Source organism: Acidovorax sp. KNOB132, from assembly GCF_057541515.1.
This window is the reverse complement of the sequence record NZ_BAAJYT010000624.1, coordinates 1-700: the sequence shown is the minus strand read 5'-3', so window position 1 is coordinate 700 and position 700 is coordinate 1. Positions and strand designations below refer to the sequence as shown.

Here is a 700-nt window from a genome sequence, read left to right as displayed (position 1 = left end):
ATCGTGGCGCACCGCCTGCCTGTGCGGGGCCGCGCTGGCGGCGGTGGTGCTGGCCATCATGGTGTGGCAGCGCGACGCGCTCGATGACCGCCAGGCGCCTGGGCCCACGCGCCCAAGCCCGGCACCGCCGGCGCGCCGGGCGCTGCGGCCGTGGCCGAGCACCCCATGGCCTTCCTCAAGCTGCCCTCGGTGTGGCTGTGCTTCTCGTTCTTCTTCTGGACCACCTGCGCCCTGAGCGCCATCCAGAGCTTCGCCAGCCCCGCGCTGCAGCAGATGTACGGCCTGCCGCTGGCGGTGACCTCCATGGTGGTCACGGGCTACATGCTGTGCGGCGCCGCCGGCATGGTGGTGGGCGGCTTTCTCGCCGGCCGCGTGGCGCGGCTGGAGGGCATCATCACCGTGTGCCTGCTGGCCACCGGCGTGCTGCTGCTGCTGGTGGGCACCGGCTGGCTTCCCGGCATGGGCGCCGTGGCGTTCGCCGCCATCGCGGGCCTGGGCACGGGCCTGGCGGGCCCCTCGCGCGACATGCTCATCAAGCGGGCCGCGCCCCCCGGGGCGACGGGCCGGGTCTATGGCACGGTGTATTCGGGCCTGGACCTGGGCTTTTGCGTGGCGGCCCCGATCTTTGGTGCGCTGCTGGACCGCGGCGCGGCGCACGGGATCTTCTTCGGATCGGCCGCGGCGCTGGTGCTGGGCGTGG

The 700-nt window shown here is 74.0% G+C and carries 1 pseudogene; it reads left to right on the top strand.

The window, feature by feature from the left end:
• Window positions 1-700 (top strand): annotated as a pseudogene (locus AC27IO_RS25075) (MFS transporter); the annotation flags it as partial.